The sequence below is a fragment of the Trichocoleus sp. DQ-A2 genome (genome assembly GCF_039961915.1).
Classification (GTDB): Bacteria; Cyanobacteriota; Cyanobacteriia; order Cyanobacteriales; family FACHB-T130; genus FACHB-T130.
In genome coordinates this window covers 76,674-93,451 of record NZ_JAMPKD010000003.1, presented here as the reverse complement: position 1 = coordinate 93,451, position 16,778 = coordinate 76,674, and the positions used below count along the sequence as shown (strand labels likewise).

11 protein-coding genes are annotated in these 16,778 nt (G+C 45.6%); 7 read left to right on the top strand and 4 right to left on the bottom strand.

The genetic code is table 11. The annotated features are described in order from the left end of the window. Positions 1 to 341 precede the first annotated feature (341 nt). Complete coding sequence (gene leuS, locus NC997_RS03305) at positions 342 to 2,912, bottom strand: leucine--tRNA ligase (RefSeq protein WP_190526721.1); 2,571 nt, start codon at positions 2,910 to 2,912, stop codon at positions 342 to 344. Between the two features lie 428 nt (positions 2,913 to 3,340). On the opposite strand from leuS, the gene NC997_RS03300 reads away from it, so the two are divergent. Then, positions 3,341 to 3,754, top strand: coding sequence for a gamma-glutamylcyclotransferase (locus NC997_RS03300; RefSeq protein ID WP_190526719.1), 414 nt, complete (start codon positions 3,341 to 3,343; stop codon positions 3,752 to 3,754). 56 nt (positions 3,755 to 3,810) lie between these two features. Here NC997_RS03300 and NC997_RS03295 read toward each other — a convergent pair whose 3' ends face one another. The 3 genes from NC997_RS03295 to NC997_RS03285 all read right to left on the bottom strand — a co-directional run bounded on the left by NC997_RS03295 (position 3,811) and on the right by NC997_RS03285 (position 9,322). Next, positions 3,811 to 4,374: a Fis family transcriptional regulator gene (locus NC997_RS03295; RefSeq protein ID WP_242030352.1), complete on the bottom strand. Its 564-nt coding sequence runs from the start codon at positions 4,372 to 4,374 to the stop codon at positions 3,811 to 3,813. Positions 4,375 to 4,760: 386 nt separating this feature from the next. Then, positions 4,761 to 5,420, bottom strand: coding sequence for a sigma-70 family RNA polymerase sigma factor (locus NC997_RS03290; RefSeq protein WP_190526717.1), 660 nt, complete (start codon positions 5,418 to 5,420; stop codon positions 4,761 to 4,763). A gap of 281 nt (positions 5,421 to 5,701) precedes the next feature. After that, positions 5,702 to 9,322: an NB-ARC domain-containing protein gene (locus NC997_RS03285; RefSeq protein ID WP_190526715.1), complete on the bottom strand. Its 3,621-nt coding sequence runs from the start codon at positions 9,320 to 9,322 to the stop codon at positions 5,702 to 5,704. Positions 9,323 to 9,940: 618 nt separating this feature from the next. Here NC997_RS03285 and NC997_RS03280 point away from each other — a divergent pair. The 6 genes from NC997_RS03280 (at position 9,941) to NC997_RS03255 (ending at position 16,743) form a co-directional block, all read left to right on the top strand. Beyond that, positions 9,941 to 10,849, top strand: a complete 909-nt coding sequence (locus NC997_RS03280; protein ID WP_190526713.1) for a peptidoglycan-binding protein — start codon at positions 9,941 to 9,943, stop codon at positions 10,847 to 10,849. 216 nt (positions 10,850 to 11,065) lie between these two features. Continuing rightward, positions 11,066 to 12,022: a peptidoglycan-binding domain-containing protein gene (locus NC997_RS03275; RefSeq protein ID WP_190526711.1), complete on the top strand. Its 957-nt coding sequence runs from the start codon at positions 11,066 to 11,068 to the stop codon at positions 12,020 to 12,022. A gap of 199 nt (positions 12,023 to 12,221) precedes the next feature. Continuing rightward, the gene (locus NC997_RS03270; RefSeq protein WP_190526709.1) at positions 12,222 to 13,322 is read left to right on the top strand and encodes a peptidoglycan recognition family protein; all 1,101 of its coding nucleotides are present in this window, start codon (positions 12,222 to 12,224) and stop codon (positions 13,320 to 13,322) included. Positions 13,323 to 13,592: 270 nt separating this feature from the next. Next, positions 13,593 to 14,612, top strand: coding sequence for a catalase family protein (locus tag NC997_RS03265; RefSeq protein WP_190526707.1), 1,020 nt, complete (start codon positions 13,593 to 13,595; stop codon positions 14,610 to 14,612). A 114-nt stretch (positions 14,613 to 14,726) separates the two neighbouring features. Further along, complete coding sequence (locus NC997_RS03260; RefSeq protein WP_190526705.1) at positions 14,727 to 15,809, top strand: hypothetical protein; 1,083 nt, start codon at positions 14,727 to 14,729, stop codon at positions 15,807 to 15,809. 25 nt (positions 15,810 to 15,834) lie between these two features. Then, entirely contained in the window at positions 15,835 to 16,743 is a 909-nt protein-coding gene (locus NC997_RS03255) for a trypsin-like serine protease (RefSeq protein WP_190526703.1), read from the top strand. Positions 16,744 to 16,778 lie beyond the last annotated feature (35 nt).

Sequence of the window (16,778 nt, the reverse complement as noted above, 5' to 3'; positions counted from 1 at the left end):
TAATAAACCTTACCAAAACATTTGATGTGACATCGTGCCTTGCGTAACACCAAATTCTCTTATCCCAGACACTCGAGTACTTCACCCAGCTGACTCACCTGAATGGGTGATTTTTAGACTTGCAACCAGTTATCAAAACTTTCTTCTGATTCCAGAGCAATCTAGTCCAGAGCAAGATTGGTCAGGCAGCTGCTGAAGAACAAGTTTCGCCCAAAGACTTTGAGAAGTTCAAGCACGAGGATTATTGAAGAAGACTGGAGGCTTTGATAATTGAATGGAATAGCGATCGCACTCTTTTTCTGAACCGAGATGGCAAGAGGGCGATCGCGTAGCCTCTCTTTTCAACCCACCACAAAATTCACTAACTTTCCAGGCACTACAATCACCTTTTTAATTTCCTTGCCTTCGATGAACCGCTGAGCAACTTCTGACTCGCGGGCATACTGTTCTAAAGCTTCCCGATTCGCATCAGCGGGCACTTGAATCGCCCCACGGGTTTTGCCCATGACTTGAATCACCAGCGTGATTTCATCGACCACCAAGGCAGCCGGATCGACGGTAGGCCAAGTTTGGGTGTGTACCGAATCGCTGTGACCGATTGTGTGCCACAGTTCTTCAGCAATGTGAGGAGCAAAAGGAGCCATCAGGTGAATCAGAGTTTCTATCCCTTCGGCATACACTGGCGAGTCTTTGCATTTGGCATCAGCTAAAGCATTGCTCAACTTCATTAATTCGGAAATCGCTGTATTGAATTGATACTCGCCCTCTAAATCTTCCGTAACCGCTTGAATCGCCCCGTGAATTGCCCGTCGCAAGTCTTTTTCGCCCTTATTCATCTCCCCACCTTTGTCAGGGGAGCTAACGGGGATCTGCGCGACAAATTCTGCCACCAGTCGCCAGACGCGGTTGAGGAAGCGAAATTGTCCCTCCACGTCGGCATCATCCCATTCCAAATCTTTTTCTGGGGGTGCCTTGAACAAGATAAACATCCGCGCCGTATCTGCCCCGTACTTGGCGAGGACTTCCTCTGGATCGATGCCGTTGTACTTCGACTTGGACATCTTTTCATAGAAGACTTGCAACGGTTCCCCCGTTTCTGGGTCTTTTGGATCGGCTGGATCTACCTGTGCCGCGGGAATGTATTTGTCAGTGGCAGGATTTTTGTAGGTAGTGCCCTGCACCATGCCCTGAGTTAGCAGGCGTTGGAAGGGTTCGTCAAAGTTTAAAAGACCGCAGTCTCTCAAAACCTTGGTAAAAAACCGCGAGTACAACAAGTGCAAAATCGCGTGTTCAATCCCGCCCACATACTGGTCTACCGGCATCCAGTCATTGGTTTTTGCGGGGTCGAAAACGTGCTGTTCGTTCTTCGCATCGGGATAACGCAAGAAATACCACGACGAATCAATAAATGTATCCATCGTGTCCGTCTCCCGCTTGGCTGGGGTGCCGCAAGCGGGACAAGGGACATTGACAAAAGCTTCCATCTGAGCCAACGGAGACGCCCCGCGACCCGTGAATTCTACCTCTTCCGGCAATCGAACCGGCAAGTCTTCATCCGGCACCGGCACCGTACCGCAGCTGGGACAGTGAATTGCCGGAATGGGTGCCCCCCAATAGCGTTGCCGCGAAATTAACCAATCCCGCAGGCGATACTGCACCCGCGCTTTCCCCCAACCCTCTTTTTCCGCGTACTCAACAATCCCTGTCTTCGCTTTAATTGAATCCATCCCATTAAATTGGTCTGAATTCACCAAAATTCCTGGTTCGGTATAAGCTTCCTGTAGAGATGCGATATTTCCCGTCTCTACATCATCCCCTGGCGGAACAATTACAACCTGAATGGGGAGATTCTGCTCCTTAGCAAACCGGAAGTCCCGCGTGTCGTGGGCTGGAACACCCATCACCGCGCCAGTGCCGTACTCGTACAATACGTAATCGGCAATCCAGATGGGAATCTCTTCTCCCGTAAAAGGATTCATCGCCTTCCCGCCAGTCGGAATACCGCGCTTTGGCTTATCCTCTGCGGTGCGTTCCAATTCGCTTTCTTGGGCGACTTCTTGGATAAATCCTTCTACCGCCTCTTTTCGGTCTGGAGTCGTCACTTTGGCGGTCAAAGGATGTTCTGGCGCTAGCACCACGTAAGTCACGCCATAGACGGTATCGGGACGAGTGGTGAAAACCCCAATTTTTTCATCCAACCCGACAATCGGAAATTCTAGGTAAGCGCCAGTGGATTTACCAATCCAGTTTGCCTGCATCAACTTGACTCGTTCGGGCCATCCGCTCAATTTGTCCAAATCGTTGAGCAATTGCTCGGCGTAGTCGGTAATTTTTAGGAACCACTGCCGCAACATTTTCCGTTCGACTTTGGCACCGGAACGCCAAGATTTGCCGTCGATGACTTGTTCATTTGCCAGCACCGTCTGGTCGATGGGGTCCCAGTTGACGGCGGCTTCTTTCTGGTAAGCTAGTCCGGCTTTTAAAAACTGCAAGAAGAGCCACTGCGTCCACTTGTAATAATCGGGAGAACAGGTAGCAACTTCGCGGTTCCAGTCAATTGAAAGCCCTAACTGCTGCAATTGATGCCGCATCTGAGCAATATTTTGATAAGTCCATTTTCCTGGGGCAATACCCCGGTCAATAGCGGCATTTTCGGCTGGCAAACCAAAGGCATCCCAACCCATCGGATGGAGTACGCGATACCCTTGCATCCGCTTGAGTCGGGCAATCACATCCGTGATGGTGTAGTTGCGGACGTGTCCCATGTGCAGGCTGCCCGATGGATAGGGGAACATGGACAGAGCATAGAACTTGGGCTTAGTGCTATCTGTGGGGGTTTGATCTAAGCTTTGTTCTGCCCAAGTCTGTTGCCACTTTTCCTCGATTGCTGCTGGGTTGTAACGGGACTCCACGGAAAAAACTCCTGCTGGATTAGTAATCGTGTTTGCCTCAATATTCTGACACAACTGTTCACCATAGTCTGGACGGTAGGCTACACTATCGATTTAAATTTTTCTATTTTTTGCTGACGCTGAAGATATCCACATCCTACGCAGATAGGAGCTGAACTGCACTAAGGATAATCAGTGTTTATTGCAATCCTATTTGAGTGAGTGGATATTTTTTGAAAAAACTGCGTTTGCGGAGCCTGCGCTTTGCCCTTAGAACCCACTAGCGATCGCGTTGCCATGCTCCAAGGACGATAGCCTATATGTATTAGCGATATAGAACGTGGAGAAAGAGTAAGAATAGGATTTAATAAATTATTTGAAATTACGGTCTTAAGTAAGAGTAATATCTTTTTAGCAGCAATCTTTTACATATCTATAGCAAGTATATTTTGAATAATTTACAAGTTTTTGTTTACGGCACTTTGAAACCGGGAGAGTGCAATTACGAGCGATACTGTGCTGGAAAGGTGGTGGAAGAGAAAAGAGCGATCGCATTCGGCGAACTTTTTTCCCTCCCAGCAGGGTATCCCGCAATGATCCCTGGCAATGCAAAAATTCACGGGTTTGTACTCACTTTTCCCGATTCAACTGTGTTACAGAAATTGGATAATCTGGAAGGCTATGACCCTAGCCGTCCAGAGGCACAAAATGAATATAACCGGCATCAAATCGAGACCTATAAACCATCTGGGCAGCCACTAGCAATAGCTTGGGCTTACTTGATGAGCGTTGATCGGGTTAGACGCCAAAAAGGGATTCTGCTGACCTCTGGATGGTGGAGCCGCTTAAAAAACAATGAGTGATGAGTTCATTCCAAAACTCATCACTCATTGCTCAATATTTTTTAAGTCAAAGCGGATTAATTCTGATATCCCTTGGCGTCAGATCCATCTACTGATGGCTTCACAAATTTTTCTGGAGCCGCGACTGCTGCTTTGGGAATCTCCACTGCGGGATGATTCAGGGCAACCATCAAAGGCTCTGCTGCTGTCTCTGAAATGGGAGCTTTTGCTAGTTGGGGACTCAGGGAGTGATTACCCGGAAGAATTCCTGACAAAGCGCCGACAAACAAAGCTGCGATCGCTGCGCCACCCCATGCAGCAACCCGTTGGGAGCGGCGGCGGTTGATGCGTCCGAAAACTTGATTAACAGCCTGTTCTGCTGATTGCTCGGACTCTGGAACGGGAATTGTTTGTAAACCCTGGCGTAATTTCACCAGTCTGGTATACAAACACTGCATTTTGGGGTCACTTTTAAGCCATTCCTGAACTTGTTTGCGCTCGTCAGCGGTTACTTCACTATCTAAGTAGGCACTGAGCAATTCAAAGCGATCGCGTTGCAAAATATCCATCTCCTTAGAGACTTGTGCGTTTGCAGGGCACCGCTGTCCAGAATCCTTACGATTGTTCAAATCAGAGGTCATTTTCACATCACCAGCAAGTCACACAATAGGAAAGCAGAGCAGTCACTAATCTTTGCCACATTCAGTATATACGTAGAAACTTGTATTTCATTACAATCTTAACTGTTTTGCCAAGAAGTAAAACACAAGTAATGGGGAGCTGACTTAATCCGTGACAACCAAGGGTGAACTTAACGATTTACGCTTAGTCTAGTTTTTAGCAAGCGATCGCACCCAGTAAAAATCTACCCTTTTTTCACGACCTATCTGAAATCGTTTCTTGGAAGCCACACCTTGCAGCACTTAAGCGAACAAGGAAGGCTATCCTACTGCTTTAAAGATAATCGGCAACCCCGGAGGTACGAATCCACCGAATAGCTGAAACCAGATTCTATCCCTAAGTTAGATTAATTTCCGTCTAGGTAGTTTTGCAGCTGAGATTGCAGGCGCTGACGCGCTCTAGCAATTCTAGATTTTACCGTTCCCAGGGAGACACCTGTGATTTCGGCAATTTCTTCATAAGCCATGCCTTCGATTTCTCTCAGGACGATGGTAGTGCGAAACACCTCTGGCAGATCGGCGATCGCATCATGCAGCTGTTCATAAAATTCCCGCGTCGTCATGTCTTCGTCGGGACTTGGATTGTCAGATGCAATTTCCCAATCCATTTCGCCGTCATCCATCATGCGAGGTGCATCTAACGACAGCGGATGAGACACCCGTTTGCGTTTACGCAGCTCATCATAAAACAGGTTCGTGGCAATCCGGCTCAACCACCCCCGGAACTTGACTGGCTCCTGCAACCGCTTAATATTGCGGTAAACCCGAATCCAGACTTCTTGAGCTAAATCTGCCCGATCCTGCCAATCTGGAGCCAGATGGTACAAAATCTTATCGACATGAGACTGATACCGGCGCAAAAGTTCGGCAAAGGCAGCGCGGTCAGGACGCAGCCCCGCCTGACAATGCAGAATTAGATCGTAGTTTGACAGTTTTTCAGGTTGCACCGGCGCTTGAGAAACCGTTGCTTCAGCTGTTGACCAGGATACAGGAATCGATTGAGTCATGGATGGATATAGGGGTTAAAACATCCTAACCCTCCAAGACGCTGCCACTTTGACAATGGTTCCCGCTTGTGGCGGAATGCTAAATGGCGTTCTACACCAATGTAGCGAATCGAAGGATCAACGTCGGGAGTTATTCATATAACTACGAACTTGTGACACTCCATCCGGAAAACCAGAGCTTTCCAGGCAGAGGGGGAAGGGCGATTTAGGAGAAAGTCATTTCTAGTCGGAGTTACAGGCGAATATAATTACACCCAGGATTGCAGAAGATGAGGAAAATATCATTCCAACGCTACTGCCCCCAGCGCTTTCAGCGTCGCTTTCTGTGCGTCTGTTAAACCTGTAACGCCAGTAATATTCATGCCTTCGTAGGGTCTTTCACTTCTCAAGGTGTTCAGGCACTCGCCTGTCGCTACATCCCACAGCTTAATCATTTCATCTTGCCCAGCACTCGCGAGTATTTGTCCATCTGGACTGAAGACAACTGACCAAATCCCATTGGTATGTCCCTGCAACGTTTTCAGGCATTGCCCCGTACTGACATCCCACAACCTGACAGTATGGTCATCGCTAGCACTAGCGACAATTTGACCATCTCGACTAAAGGCAACAGACCAAACCCCGTTGGTATGCCCTTGCAAAGTTTTCAAACACTCACCGCTACTGACATCCCACAACCTGACAGTCCGGTCATCGCTAGCACTAGCGAGAATTTGACCATTGGGACTGAAGGCAACAGACCAAACCTCGTTGGTATGCCCTTGCAAAGTTTTCAAACATTCACCGCTACTGACATCCCACAACCTGACAGTACGGTCGCCACTCCCAGTCGCCAAAGTCTTCCCTTCCGGGTCGAAGACAACAGACCAAACCCAGTTAGTAAACTCCTGCAAAGTTTTCAGACATTCACCGCTACCGACATCCCACAACCTGACAGTACGGTCGCCACTGCTACTAACCAGAGTCTTACCTTGAGGACTAAAAGCGACTGACAATACCCAGTTGGTATGTCCTCGGCATATTTTGAGGCATCGACCGCTACTGACATCCCACAACCTGATATTGCGATCGCAGCTAGCAGTAGCCAAGGTTTTACCTTGAGGACTAAAGGCAACTGACAACACCCAGTGACTATGCCCCCGCAAAGTTTTTAGAGACGTTGTATGCAGCGTCTTTACACCATCCGAAACATTCCACAACTTCACTGTAGCGTCACCACTGCCACTCGCTAAAGTCTTACCTTGAGGACAGAAGGCGACCGATCGCACTCGATTCGTGTATCCCCATAGAGTTCTCAAAGCTTGACCTGTGTAGACATCCCATAACTTTACCGTTCGGTCGTCACTGCCACTCGCTAAGGTACGACCATCGGGACTAAAGGCAACTGACCAAACCTGGCTTGCGTGTCCTTGCAAAGTTTTGAGGCATTGTCCGGTAGTGGTATCCCACAATTTCACTGTCCGATCGTGACTGCTACTCGCTAAGGTGCGACCATCAGGACTAAAAGAAATTGATTGCACTAAAGAAGTATGTCCCTCCAAAGTTTTATAGGGGCGGGTTTGAAACTCGCCCCTACTCTTACTGACATCCCACAACTTTACAGTGCAATCATCGCTGCCAGTGGCTAAGGTACGACCATCGGGACTAAAAGCAATTGACTGTACCCAATGAGTATGTCCCTCCAAGGTTTTGTAAGGGTGCGTTTCAAACCCGCCGCTCCCCGTGCTAACATCCCATAACTTTACAGTGCAGTCATTACTGCCAGTGGCTAAGGTGCGGCCATCGGGGCTAAAGGTAACTGAACGAACTAAACTCCTGTGTCCCTGCAGAGTTTTCAAAACTTCACCCGTGTGGACATCCCATAGCTTAATCGTTCTATCATCACTGGAACTGGCTAACATTTGACCATCTGGGCTAAAGGCAATCGACCGAACCCAACCGCTATGACCTTCCAGAGTTCTCAGGCACTTACCGTCACGGACATCCCACAGCTTCACCGTTCGGTCGTCACTGGAACTGGCTAAGATTTGACCATCCGGGCTAAAGGCGATTGACAGTATCCAACGCAGGTGACTGTTACAGGTCAAAAGTGGCTTCATATCTGAAACTTGCCACAGGTGAATCTCGCCAGTTTCACCTGCTGTTGCTAAAAGTTTTCCATTGGGGCTAAATACCACTGACAAAATACTTCCAAAAGTTTCAGCAAAAACAGACTTTGCTAGATCGGCATGAGCAAAGTTGACATGGTGCAAATTTACATCTCTCAGATAAGCTTGCCAAACAGTCAGATAGGAAAAATCATAATTGCTTAAATTCGTCTGGAGTTGACAAAGCAGATTGATAAGATTCCCACCTGCATATCCTGGCTCTATTGGTAAATTATCTTGCAAACTGAAAAGAATCTTCGATAAATAATATTTGATTTTGTCCCGGTGCCTCAAGATTACCGTTAATCTATCTATCAACGGTAGGATGATAAAGCAAATTTGGGCGTCTCTAATATAGTCTTTTGTCTGAGCATTGATGAGAGAATAGCTATTGAATAGTTTAATTTCTTTAGTCCTAATCTCCTCGCATACCTGCTCGATTAATTGGTTAGTCATATATTCCATGACCGCAGGCTGTTGCGTAAAAGTTGCTGATTTTTTCTCTATTAGCGATCGCCGTTGTAGAGATTCCAGTGCTTCCAATAGTTCACGTTGCGATACTGGTGGTACAATATCCTCTCGCAGTTCTAGCAGCGAGACCAACTCTCGATTGATTGCCAGCCAGTACATAATCTGCTTTTCTAAAGTACACAAGCGATTAAATTGCTGGTCTAAAAGATCCCAAATATCACCAAAAACTGCTGTGCCTTGTTCTAGAAATTGAGAAATATTACCATCAAATAACTCTTGAATAGTCGTAGCAACTATCTTCAAGGCTAGTGGATTGCCTCGATAACGAGCCATTAGGAGTTTTAGCTCTTCTTCTGAAACTAAGAAACCTTTGGCATGAAAGATTCTATGTCCTTCTACCTCTGTCAAACCAGCGAGTTGTAGCGAACGAACTGGCAAAGTTTTGCCTTCCTTAGATGCTATTCCTCTCGGTTTTTCCCGGCTGGTTAGCACCAAGCAGCTTTGATGGTTGGTTTCTGCCACACATCTTAATAGCTGTCCATAACCCTCGTATTCTTCTCGGTAATGTCCAGCGCGATCGCCCTCCCGCAAAATTGACTCAACATTATCCAGTACCAGCAGACAGCGCGATGAGCGTAAATACTCAATGAGCCGCGATACTTTACCGTCTACTGTTTCTGGTAAATCGGTTTCCTGCTGATCGGACAGGAATTTGATGATGTCTGCCAAAGTATCTTGAATAGGTGGCGCATTACGCAGCGAGCGCCATACAACATACTCAAAATTATCCTGAATCTGTTCCGCTAGTTTTACAGACAAAGCAGTTTTGCCAATTCCGCCCATACCCAGCAACGCTACCAAGCGACAGCGATCGCTCACAATCCAATGTTCTAGCGTGGCGAGTTCTGCTGTGCGTCCATAGAAAAGCGATACGTCAACCGCCTCTCCCCACTCTTGACGTTTATGAGCGATCGCTACTGAAGGAGCAATCGGATTAGACACCACTTCTGGCATCTGCTGCAATGACAAGACGCGGCGCGAATACCCCTTCAAGACTGACTGCAAATTATTTTTTGTTACCTTCTCTCCAAATGCCTCTGAGAGTAACTTCCACAACTTAGAACCAGCATCCCTGATATAACCAGGATCGTAAGTATTTTTTTTTGCAATCTCCTCGTAAGACTGCCCTTCCCAAGATTCCTCAAACACAATTTTTTGAACTTTATTTAAGCGTCCTTGAGCTAGAACGCTCTCTACAATTTCTAGCGCTTCTTCAACAGTCATTTATTAAAACTTGCCTCAGAAGTAAATGTAAGCGATTTTAAATCTGACAAACAGCGGGTAGTAGTTGCATTGCCCGATTGAGATAGCTAAGTACCTGACTTCAAACACCCGCTCAACGATTACGTGCAAAAGCTTGAAATTTTCTCTGGAAAATCTATTGTGGCTTTTTGTCAGCGAATTGTCAGTATTTATCCTCTCCTCTTTATGACATTTATCTGACAAATTTTATGACATTTTCCGACTGTCAAGCCTAGTACAGAAAGCTTAACTTGGTCTTATGCACAAACAAAAACCTTAGTCAAACAAGATGATACAGAACGAAACTTTAGGAGCTAAGCCACTTAATCTTTCTTAAATTTTGTCCGATTGATTTTGTCCGGGTGGGGTAGCAGATGACAGTAAAACTACGTAATTCGCTAGAAATAAGCCTTTAGACGTAGGCAAATATGCTTAAAAAAGTTACGCAGGCTCCACTAGAAACGATTCAGGTTAGGCAGAAACAATGCGATCGCTATGATTTTTTGCGACTGTCGATGTGTAGAGATAGTGGCTAACTTGGCTTCATGTCAATTAATTCCCCAATTGAAGACTCATTTGTAATTCCTCAAAGGAGAAGCAATGCGATTTACAGAGATGAAAGACACTTATCAGCAACTTTGGCGCACCGTCAAAATAACCGATTTAAGCGCCACTGATGCAGTTGTTTCCAAGATTATGTCTAACCGGGGTCGGTACGAACAGGCGCAGCGCGAGAGTGGCGTGTGGTGGCCCGTCATTGCCGCTATTCATAGTCTTGAAGCCTCGCTTTCGTTTAAAGGACACCTGCACAATGGCGATCCTCTCAGCGCTAGAACTAGAAATGTTCCAGCTGGAAGACCGTTAGGGACTCCTCCCTTTATCTGGGAAGAGTCGGCTGCTGATGCTTTGGCAATGAAACGCACAGATGAGGTGAATTTCTTAGATACTCCAGAAGAAATCCTCTGGTACTGCGAGAGATACAACGGCTGGGGCTATCAGACAGGTGCAGGGCGCAACTCGACACCGCCGCGACGTTCGCCCTATCTCTGGTCTAAGACTAATCACTGGACTAAAGGCAAGTTCACCGCAGATGGTCGCTTCGATCCAAATGCAGGTTCTTCGCAGGTAGGAGCCGCCGCCATCCTCAAGCGAATCGAACAACTCGGACATATCAGCTTCGATCCAGTACAACCTGCTGTACCACCAGTGCCGAATGGGCAAAAACCGATCCTCCGCTTTGGTGACAACGGGTTTTGGGTGGGTGTTGCTCAACACACAGTTAATGGATGTGGGTTTGGCCCTCTCAGCGTTAATAACGATTTTGACTCAGCAACAGAGCGCATCATTATGAAGTTTCAAAGAAGCGTGGGACTGAATGACGATGGTGATGTGGGACCGCTGACTTGGGCTGCGCTTGATGCACACAAGAAGCTACCAGGTTGGACTCCATTGAGCGGTTCTTCACAGCCAGCATCGACAACTCCTGTTGCAGCAGCACCGATCCTTTGAACAGTCCTAAGAACCTAGTCCAAAAATCGCTTAGCCATTTTCAGGAATAAAGCTCAACAGAAATAGCGCAGTGGTTTTTGGAGATTCCTTCCGCCTTAAGTACAAACTTTGCGATCGATTAAGGCGTTCATCCCAGAGCGTTGATTAGAAATTCAACGCTTGCTGACTATCTTTTTTTAGCACTCATATCACCTATTCTTTTAGAGGTTTAGAGCCATGCGTTTGCAAACTTTCTACAATGCCAGACTAAATAACCAGAGTGTGGATTATGGCATTGAAGCGATCGCTTCTGACGAAGAATTAGCCACACATATTCAAGAGGTTCTCATTTGGCTGAAGTTTCTCGATCCGCCTGCTGATGGCAAGTTTGGTCCAATTTCCTCTGACGCTCTAGTTGAGTTTCAGGATGTAATGAAGTCATTAGAACCATCTGTAGCTGGGGAAAGAGGGTTTATTGGGTTAGTAACAGCTAGGTTATTGATTGAAACTCCTCCTTCAGTTGTCCCTAAGCCTGAAGTGGATCTAACCAAAAATAATTTGGAAGCCCGCATCATCCGCTATATGTTGAAAATGAACTACCGCGTTTCGGTAGGGCCACAAAGGTACAACATTGTATATGTTGAGGGCATGGATGCGGACGGTAGCCTAAATAGCGATGCTCCTAACCATTTCAACGATCGCCGCATGGTGATTGAGATTCCAAATGAAGTACCAATTCTCAGGCAAAACTGGGAAGCTACAACAGAACCTGGTACTGCCTATACCCTCAACCCGATGGGAAGGGGCAAAGAATTTGGAGCAGCTCGGATTGCCTTTGGACAATACAAGGCTTGGCAGGTTGGTACGCACTATGGTAGCGGTGCAGATCCTCATGAAGCTTTTGTGCAAGTATCACCCGTTTCCGTTTACCGGGACAAAAACAAAGATTTTATTCGTAAGGGCGACTTTTTAGACACAGGTATGTTTTACATCAACCAGCACTGGGGTTATGACTTGCCTCGCAATAACATTGGCTACGCGGGCGCTGGCTGTCTTGTGGGACGCACCCGGCAAGGTCACAGGGATTTCATGGCACTGATTAAGCAAGATAAGCGTTACCAACTCAATAAGGACTACAGATTCGTAACAACAATTATTCCCGGAGATGACTTGGTAAAGCAATTTCCAGGCTAGCTTGCCGCGCTAGTAGGTTGGGTTGAGCGACAGCGAAACCCAACACAACTAGATGCGTTTGTTGGGTTTTGTTCCTCAACCTAACCTACAAGAGACTGAATTCTGAATTTCTCTGTCCGATTGGAGCGTGAAGCAGATTTTCACGCCAGTTTTACTGGGTGCATCTCTAACGTAACTATCACTTTAAGATTTTTTAAACATGATTGAAATTACCAGCATTCCCAAAGAAATCAAAGTTGGAGAGTCCTTTTCAATTGATGGAAAAGCTGATTCAGCTCAGGTAGGTAAAACTGTAAATCTAGTCGTAGATAACAAGTTTAAAGCAGCGGGTACTGTTGTACAACCAGATGGCTCTTGGCAGATTGAGTTTCAATTTCTGGAGTCTGGTACTCGTCGCCTAGAGTTTTCCCTCGACGAGGAAAGTGTGGACTCAGTAATTCTGGTTATTCCTGCCAAGGAAAACCGTGTAGACTCGACTCGACTTAGTATTACAACGCCCGCGGAAGAAATTAAAACAGAAAAAGTCTTCACTTTGAGCGGTAAAGCCGAGGGCTACGATGACGGTGAGGAGCTTGTACTTATAGCTGATAAAACGTTTGAACTTGCACGTCCTAAAGTTCAAGGTGGCACATGGCAGGCTCCAGTGTTGTTTCATAAACCTGGTAAGCGACTTGTTGAAATAAAAGGGTCTGAGCAAAACATTGCCAAAGTTGAACTGGATGTGAAGCCAGCAAGTGTGGACGTTCCAATTCTGTCTCGCAGTGTTTGGACTAGCCAAGGAACTCCATCAAATGTTATTGACCTGCTGCAAGCAAAACGCATTACCATCCATCACACACAGATGAGGGATATATCTCCTAGCGCTACCCAGTCTGAGGAGGCAGAACAGATGCGCGAAATTCGGCAGGGTCATATAGCAAGGGACTTTAGTGACATTGGCTACCATTTCGTCATTATGCCCAGCGGTCGAGTTTACGTAGGTCGTTCCGAACGTAAGCGGGGAGCGCACGACATCATTAATGATGGCTTAGGTATTGCTTTCCACGGCTCTTTTATCAGCAAGGAAATTACCGACGTGCAGTTTAACTCAGCTGTGGCTCTGTGTACGCTGCTTTGTAAGCGCCACGGAATTAACGATGTTGTGACACCTGTATCTACTCCGACAGCTGACTTTGGCCTGAAAAATTTACCTCGAATCTGTGGACACCGGGATCGGGTTAAGACTGATTGTCCGGGGGCAGCAGAAGGTAAAACAGTGCGTTTAGCAAAGATTCGTCAAGAAGTTCAAAAGAGGCTCTGATAGCTTCTAGAAATTTTTTTCAAGTAACTTCATGCAACTCACAAGTCAGGTTAATCAAGTTCAGATACCTGACTTGTGAAATGCTCTAGAAGACTAAAAATTAGTGATGCCTAGTTACTGGAATCCATTACTAGGCACTCCCCTTTTGGCAAATGCGATCGCATCCCACTAATTTCGGGAACTGGCAAGAGCGATCGCATCCCTTACACAAACTTTACACAACAGGTCGCACAGACGCGATCGCCTCATCGTATTTTAGGAGATTAAACAATGAAACTAGCAGGAAATTTTGCAGATACACTGCAAGGTAAGGCTATCGATGAAATTGTCAGGATTAGCAAAGAACGTCTGCGCGAGCAACCGCTAGTTCCACGCGGACAACACGCTAAACATCATGGTTGTGTGAGAGGAGAATTCACTGTTGAAGCTAACTTGCCAGAAGAAATGAGATTTGGCGTTTTTAAAGAGCCAGGTAAGCGTTTTACTGCTTGTATTCGCTTCTCAAATGCTTCAGGAGATATCGAACAGCCTGATACTAAAGATGATGCTCGCGGTATGGCGATTAAAGTCTTTGTGTCAGACGAAGAGCAAGAGAAGACTCAGGATTTTGTAACGATCAACCACCCGGTCTTCTTTATTCGGAACGCTATAGACTTTGCAGAGTTCTTTAAAGCTGTTGAACAGTCGCAAGGCAAGCCACCATTAAAGTTTTTCTTTCCCGGCTTCAATCCGTTTAAATGGCGCTTGCATGAGTTTATGACTGCCAGAGCAATTCAAAGTCATAAGGTTGTTAGTCCGCTTGAGATTGAATATTGGAGTACGACTCCATACAAACTCGGTTCACAAGCAATCAAGTTTGCCGTAAAACCCTCTTCTAAAAACCAGTTGGGTAGGTCAGCCTCTAAGTCTCCGAACTATCTGCGGGAAGCGATGGTCGAGCATTTGAAGATGCAGAAAAAGCAAGCTTCTTTTGATTTTTTAGTTCAGTTCCAAACTGACGCTGAGCGGATGCCAATCGAAGATCCAACTATCGAGTGGAAGTCGCCTTTTCATAAGGTTGCCACTATCGAGATTCCAGATCAGTCTTTTGACTCTGATGAACAGATGAGATTTTGCGAGCATCTGTCCTACACTCCGTGGCATTCTCTGCCCGAACATAAGCCACTAGGCGGAATTAATCGCGCTCGTCAGAAAGTTTACGAAGCGATTTCAGAGTTGCGTCACGAACGGAACGAAGTTCCCAAAAAAGAACCCACTGAAGAAGAGTTTTCTGACCTATTCCCTGAGTAAAAGCACTCAGGAAGTGTGCGATCGCTTTCCCAAACACGCAAGACGCGCTCGCGCCTCTTTCTGGCTTATCTCAATTAGCCTTATACCCACTTACACAACAATTGGATAAAAACCATGAGCTTAAGCCTACCTGCTTTTTTTGATATTCTAATTGGCATAACTTTTATTTACTTAATCCTGAGCTTACTAGCATCTGAGATTCAAGAACTAATTGCTGCTTTTCTCCAGTTCAGAGCTAAGCATTTAAAAAAATCCATTTATATTATGCTTGGAGGACCTGATAATTCAAAAGAAGTTGAGCAATCACTAAAAGGTCTAAATGAAAGCAAAGTTTCAACTCCCCAAAAGTCTGATAAGGAAAAGGCGATTAACCTTACTAATAAGCTTTATGAAAATTCTCTTATTGCCTCTTTAACCCAGTCTAACCTAGGTTTTAGTAGAAACGATGGGCTAACAAAGCTTCTGTATGGTCCTTCTTACATTCCTTCAGAAACCTTCGCCTCTGCTTTGCTTGATATTTTACAACCAATACTAAAGGTTGATGAAGAGAATAACATTTTTTCTCAAGTCGAACTGGAGTGTAACCCCTTTGACAAAATAGAAACAATACCTACAAAACTGAAACATAATCTTTATGAACTTGCTATGCGAGCGAAGTTGAAGGCTAAAAACAGTAATCAAAAGGAGCTAGAAACCTATCAATTTAAAAAAGAAATTGAGAAATGGTATGATCGTTCGCAAAATCGTACTTCTGGAACCTACAAGCGCAATACTAAGTTTTTACTTTTTTGGATAGCTTTAATAACAGCAGTTTTTGCCAATGCTAATGCTTTTCATATTGTTAGTAGCTTGTATCATCAAAGTACAGTGCGTAACGCAGTTACTCAAGCTGCTGTAAATGCAGTTGATAATTGTAAGGAGGTGTCTGACGATAAAAAAACGGCTTGCTTTGATACTCTTGATACGAAGATTAAGGAAACCCTAAAAGCTGACCAGCTACCTCTTGGATGGAAGACACAAGAGCATTTCATCGAATCATTTAACTTGAGCAATCGAGCAAATATCCTGAATTTACTTGGTTGGATAATGTCTGCTTTTGCCATTATGATGAACGCACCATTTTGGTTTGACCTGCTGAATAAGTTTGTCAACGTTCGTAATGCAGGTCCAAAACCTCCATCCTCTACTGAAAGTTAATTTTTCTTATTCATAAAACTGAGCGATGCGTAAATTCTCTGTTTTCACTCTTGTGTTTGCCTTTATTCTCACCTTTTTGTTTTCTACCCAAGCTGTTGTCCAAAACTCTAGGCTTTGGGGTGGAAACCAAGTAGGAATTGCGGGAGCTGTTGATACAGCACTTCGGTCTACGGTAGCAGTTTATTCTGGGAATAAGTACCAATGCTCTGGAGCTTTAGTAGGAACAAATTCTGTTCTAGTTCCTTTGAGTTGTGTAGATAAGTTCCGTCAAAGTGATTTGACAGTTGCTTTCGGTAGATTCTTGAGCAATAGCACAAAAGTGTCTGTCACGCAGAAGATTTATCAATCTGGTTCGAGTGCGCGTGTTGCAATATTGAAAGTAGGAAGAACACCCTCTGGGTTTAGTCCAACTCCTGTACATCGGGAAAATAGAACAATTCACTGCGCCCATTTGGTTCAGTTTGCTGGGTATGGCGAGACAGCGAATGGTGCCAAAAACTCGGCAAGGGAACTGAGGATACGCGAGGTCTACTATTACGATCCAACTCCTAATGATTCGGATGAAGGTTTGATGCTCAAAAAACCTTCTGGAACTGTTCCCTGCTTGGGCGATACAGGCGCACCCGCCTATGACCGCTCACTGAAGCAATGGCACGTATCCTTGATGATGGATACTGTAAATGGTTGTGTTAAACCACTTTACCAAGCTATCGATCTGCGGTTTCATCAAAAGTGGGTGAATGCTGCCATAGCTTCTTCAAAACAGGAAACACAGTTCAGTATTCCGTATCAGAAACCGTCTTCTAAAAGGACTACGATTAAAGAGTGGTGGGGTACTCAACTTCCAGGGGTGCCAAATGAGCCTGGGATTCCAGAGGTAGTTCCTATTATTTTTGAGGCACCATGCCGTATTAATGCAGAGGCATTTCGTTAATAAGGCTCTCACGAATCAAAGTAGGTGTACGGTTG

Excerpts from the sequence above, each read along its gene's own strand:
- NC997_RS03260 (WP_190526705.1), top strand. The coding sequence starts at position 14,727 with ATGAGCTTAAGCCTACCTGCTTTTTTTGATATTCTAATTGGCATAACT.
- NC997_RS03270 (WP_190526709.1), top strand. The coding sequence starts at position 12,222 with ATGATTGAAATTACCAGCATTCCCAAAGAAATCAAAGTTGGAGAGTCC.
- NC997_RS03255 (WP_190526703.1), top strand. The coding sequence starts at position 15,835 with ATGCGTAAATTCTCTGTTTTCACTCTTGTGTTTGCCTTTATTCTCACC.
- NC997_RS03275 (WP_190526711.1), top strand. The coding sequence starts at position 11,066 with ATGCGTTTGCAAACTTTCTACAATGCCAGACTAAATAACCAGAGTGTG.
- NC997_RS03295 (WP_242030352.1), bottom strand. The coding sequence starts at position 4,374 with ATGACCTCTGATTTGAACAATCGTAAGGATTCTGGACAGCGGTGCCCT.
- NC997_RS03290 (WP_190526717.1), bottom strand. The coding sequence starts at position 5,420 with ATGACTCAATCGATTCCTGTATCCTGGTCAACAGCTGAAGCAACGGTT.
- NC997_RS03265 (WP_190526707.1), top strand. The coding sequence starts at position 13,593 with ATGAAACTAGCAGGAAATTTTGCAGATACACTGCAAGGTAAGGCTATC.
- NC997_RS03285 (WP_190526715.1), bottom strand. The coding sequence starts at position 9,322 with ATGACTGTTGAAGAAGCGCTAGAAATTGTAGAGAGCGTTCTAGCTCAA.
- NC997_RS03280 (WP_190526713.1), top strand. The coding sequence starts at position 9,941 with ATGCGATTTACAGAGATGAAAGACACTTATCAGCAACTTTGGCGCACC.